Genomic DNA, 3,463 nt, shown 5'->3' with positions numbered 1-3,463 from the left:
CGCGGACGCCAGCCGGACGCCCCGGCGCTTGGGCGGCGGCGCGTCGGCCGCGCCGTCGATTCGCTCGGGGAAGGCGTGCCACAGCTCGGTGATGCGCGCGTTCAGACGGCGCATGTGCTGGTCGACGTCGTCCGCGGCGGCGCCGTGGTCCGGGGCGTTCTCGACGTACCAGGGGAGGATCTCGCCGCCGTAGGCGCGCAGCGCCTCGCCCATCGTCCTCGCCGCGGCCAGCAGGTGGCCGGTGTCGGTGTGCAGGCGGCGCAGCGCGGCCAGCGACGGCGACGACTCGGCGGCCGGGTCCTCGGCGTGCCGGCGGACGAGGTGGAACAGCAGGTCGCGGAGCTCGGCCAGGCGGCGGGCCGCGTCGTCGTAGGCGGCGGCGGCCGTGGCGACCTCGGCGGGGTCGGTGGCCCGCAGCATCTCGCGGACCCGGTCCGCGTCGGCGTGCCCGGAGGGGGTGTCCGCCGGCGGGTTGCCGGTGCGGATGGGAGCGTGGCGGGGGTCGGTCATGGGGTCTCCCGGGGGCCGCCCTCAAGGAGTTCGCGGACGCGCCCGACCCGGTCGACGGTGTCGTCCTCGGCGTCCTGGACGGTGTCGGCGGAACGCTCCAGGGCCTCGGCGGCGGCCCGGATCTCGGTGAACAGCAGCCGGTAGGCCGCGGTGAACTCGGCGTGGCCGCGGCCGGCGGTCTCGGCGAGGACGCGCGCGGCGTCCCAGCCGCCGAACGCCGCCGCGGGGGTGTTCGTCCGGACGGTCACGTCGGCGGGGGAGCCCGGCCCGCTCGGGCGCGCGAGCTCGCGGCGGAGCAGCGCCGCCGCCCCGCGGGTGAACTCGTGGTCGTGCGCCGTTCCCCCGGGGTTCGGTTCGGTCACGAGACGGCTCTCCCTGGTGATCGGTAAGAGGCCGCCATCCTGGCGGAGGGCCGCCGCCCGGGTCAAACCGGACGGCGGCCCCCGGCGGAGCCGTGCGGGGTCACGCCTGGGCGGGGGGCTCCTCCTCCAGCAGGTCGTCGAACTCGCCGTCCTTGACGCCCGCGACGAACGCGTCCCACTCGGCCTCGGTGAAGTAGAGGACGGGCCCGTCGTCGTCCTTGGCCGAACGCATCACGACGGCCCGCTCACCGAACTCCTTGTGGTTCACCGGGACGTCCTTGCCGTCGATGAACTCGATGATGACACCATCGGTGACGATCGGTTCCTGGTTGTTCACTGCCACCCCTTCGAGGCCGGTCCGCGGACGCCTCCAGCCTAGAACGCGCGGCCCTCGCGCGGCGGCGCGAACGCGGGGGCCGCCGCGGCGAAGGAAGGATGCCAACGCGTCCTCTCACGGAAGGCCGACCATGCCCCCCGAACCACGGAACCGCGCCCGGTGACCGCCGCCCCCCTTCGGACGGACCTGCGGGCCGAACCGGACGCCGCGGTCATCGAGCGGTCGCTGCGCGAGCCGGAGAGCTTCGCCGGGATCTTCGACCGCTACTTCGACGCGATCCACGGGTACGCCGCGCGGCGGCTCGGCGCGGCCGCCGCCGACGACGTGGCCGCCGAGACGTTCCTGATCGCCTTCGACCGGCGCGGGTCCTACGACCTCGCCCGCCCGGACGCCCGGCCCTGGCTGTACGGCATCGCGTCCAACCTCATCGCCCGCCGGCACCGCGCGGAGGCGCGCCAGTACCGGGGGCTCGCCAGGACGGGCCCGGACGGGCCCGCCGAGGGCCCGGAGGAGCGGGCCGCCGACCGGCTCGACGCGAGCGCCGCACGGGGGCCGCTCGCCGCCGCGCTCGCCGACCTGAACGACGGGGACCGCGACGTCCTGCTGCTCGTCGCTTGGGCGGACCTCACCCCGCAGGAGGCGGCCGAGGCGCTCGGCCTACCCGCCGGGACGGCCCGCTCCCGCCTCCACCGCGCCCGGACCCGCATCCGCGCCGCGCTGCCCGCGAGCTTCAAGGAGACAGCATGAAGGACCAGAACGACCTGAAGGCGCTCGACGAGGCCTGGCCCGTCCCCGGCCCTCCCTCGCCGGCGGCCCGCGCCGCCGCCCGCGCCGCCCTGATGGACCGCGCCGCCTCCGCCTCCGCGTCCGCCTCCGAAGCCGTCGCAGCCGTCGCGCCCGGCAAGCCCGCCCGCTCCGCGCGCCGGGGACGGCGGCGGTGGACGTTCGGGCAGGTGGCGGTGGGCGCCGCGGCCGCCGCCGCCGTGGCCGTCGCCGTGGCGGTCCCCTCATCCGGGGCGCACCGAGAGGGAGGAGTGCGGCTGGTCAGCGCGAACACCGTCCTGGACCGGGCGGCGCTCGCCGCCGGGCACCGGCCGTTCCAGGCGCCCCGTCCGGACCAGTGGGTGATGATCGAGAACCGGGGTGTCGTGGACGAACTCAAGCTGAGCCGGGGGAGGTCCCACACGCTGGACCTCACCCGGGACTGGGTCAGGGTCGACGGCACTCAGTACGCCTTCTGGGACTGGTCGTCCAGGAAGCTGCAGACGAGACGGCTTCCCGCGGGCGCGAGGGTGGCGGGCTCCTACGCCGAGGTCTCCGAGCTGCCCACCGACCCGGACGCGTTGATCGCGACGATCGCGGCCCGTCGAAAGGGCCGCGCGAGCCCTTACAAGGACCTCGCGGGTCCTGCCAAGGCCCGCGCGGGCCAGGTGCAGGTGGTAGGGGACCTGACCAACCTCCTTGAGGAGACCACCCCGCCGCCCGCCCTGCAGGTGGCGGTCTACAAGGCGCTGAAGAAGGCGCCGGGCGGGACCGTCAACCCCACGGCGCAGGACCCGCTGGGAAGGCCCGCGATCTCGGTCACCTGGGGAGGGACGTTCGCGCGCTACGAGATCCTGCTCGATCCGTCCACCTACGCCTACCTCGGCGGCCGGACCATCACCGTGAAGCCGCTGCCGCGACGGCGCGAGACGGGGACGGTGGTCCTCCCGGCGGGAACGGTGCTGAGGGCGTTCGTCCGGACCCGGGCCGGGATCGTCGACAAGCCCGGCCAACTGCCCCGCTAGCCGCGTCCTCATGGTGCGCGGTGATCTGGTGGGAGCCCTCGCCCGGCGTGCCGGGGGTCAGCGTCGCTTGGCCGCTCGCGTCGGGCTGGACCGTGCCGATCACCTGGGTGCCCGAGTGGAAGGTGCCGGTCGCCGCGCGGAGGCGGCGGGCCCTAGAAGTCGTGGAGGAGGCGCGCGGCCACGACCTCCAGGCGGGACTGGATCTCGTCGGCGGTGGCGTGGCCGCGCAGCATCTCGATCATCTCCATCGTCCAGACGCCGGCCAGGGCCTTGGCGAGGACGCGGCGGCGGTCGCCCGCCGGGACGGCGACGTCGCGGCCGACCGACGCGCGCAGCAGCAGCCCGGTCATCCGGTCGCCGAAGTCGGTCTTGACGTCCGAGAGCAGCAGCGAGCGGATCAGCGCCTCGGCGAGTTCCGGTTCGCGCATCAGGCCGCGGGTGGCGCGCATGAGCACGTCGACGGCGCG

General features: G+C 75.6%; 5 protein-coding genes and 1 pseudogene. 2 read left to right on the top strand and 4 right to left on the bottom strand.

What is annotated here, in order from left to right; all coding sequences use genetic code 11:
• From AB0J52_RS32635 to AB0J52_RS32625, 3 genes are all read right to left on the bottom strand, one after another.
• The coding region (locus AB0J52_RS32635; RefSeq protein WP_500186690.1) for a hypothetical protein at positions 1–510 on the bottom strand (510 nt) is incomplete at its 3' end.
• A complete protein-coding gene (locus AB0J52_RS32630) occupies positions 507–872 on the bottom strand; it encodes a hypothetical protein (protein WP_500186689.1) in 366 nt (121 codons plus the stop codon). The genes AB0J52_RS32630 and AB0J52_RS32635, both read right to left, overlap by 4 nt.
• 100 nt (positions 873–972) lie before the next feature.
• Positions 973–1,209, bottom strand: a complete 237-nt coding sequence (locus tag AB0J52_RS32625) for a DUF397 domain-containing protein (protein WP_026415204.1) — start codon at positions 1,207–1,209, stop codon at positions 973–975.
• A 159-nt stretch (positions 1,210–1,368) separates the two neighbouring features.
• Between AB0J52_RS32625 and AB0J52_RS32620 the strand changes: the two genes are divergently transcribed.
• Positions 1,369–1,956: an RNA polymerase sigma factor gene (locus AB0J52_RS32620; RefSeq protein ID WP_500186688.1), complete on the top strand. Its 588-nt coding sequence runs from the start codon at positions 1,369–1,371 to the stop codon at positions 1,954–1,956.
• On the top strand, positions 1,953–2,996 hold the full coding sequence (locus tag AB0J52_RS32615) for a CU044_5270 family protein (protein WP_500186687.1): 1,044 nt from the start codon (positions 1,953–1,955) through the stop codon (positions 2,994–2,996). The genes AB0J52_RS32620 and AB0J52_RS32615 overlap by 4 nt, the downstream gene beginning before the upstream one ends.
• Before the next feature lie 152 nt (positions 2,997–3,148).
• On the opposite strand, the pseudogene AB0J52_RS32610 reads toward AB0J52_RS32615, so the two are convergent.
• Positions 3,149–3,463, bottom strand: a pseudogene (locus AB0J52_RS32610) (TetR family transcriptional regulator); the annotation flags it as partial.

The sequence above is a fragment of the Spirillospora sp. NPDC049652 genome, assembly GCF_040675125.1.
In the GTDB taxonomy this organism is placed as follows: Bacteria; Actinomycetota; Actinomycetes; order Streptosporangiales; family Streptosporangiaceae; genus Spirillospora.
The sequence above is the reverse complement of the archived record's forward strand: the minus strand, read 5'-3'. Positions and strand labels throughout refer to the sequence as shown.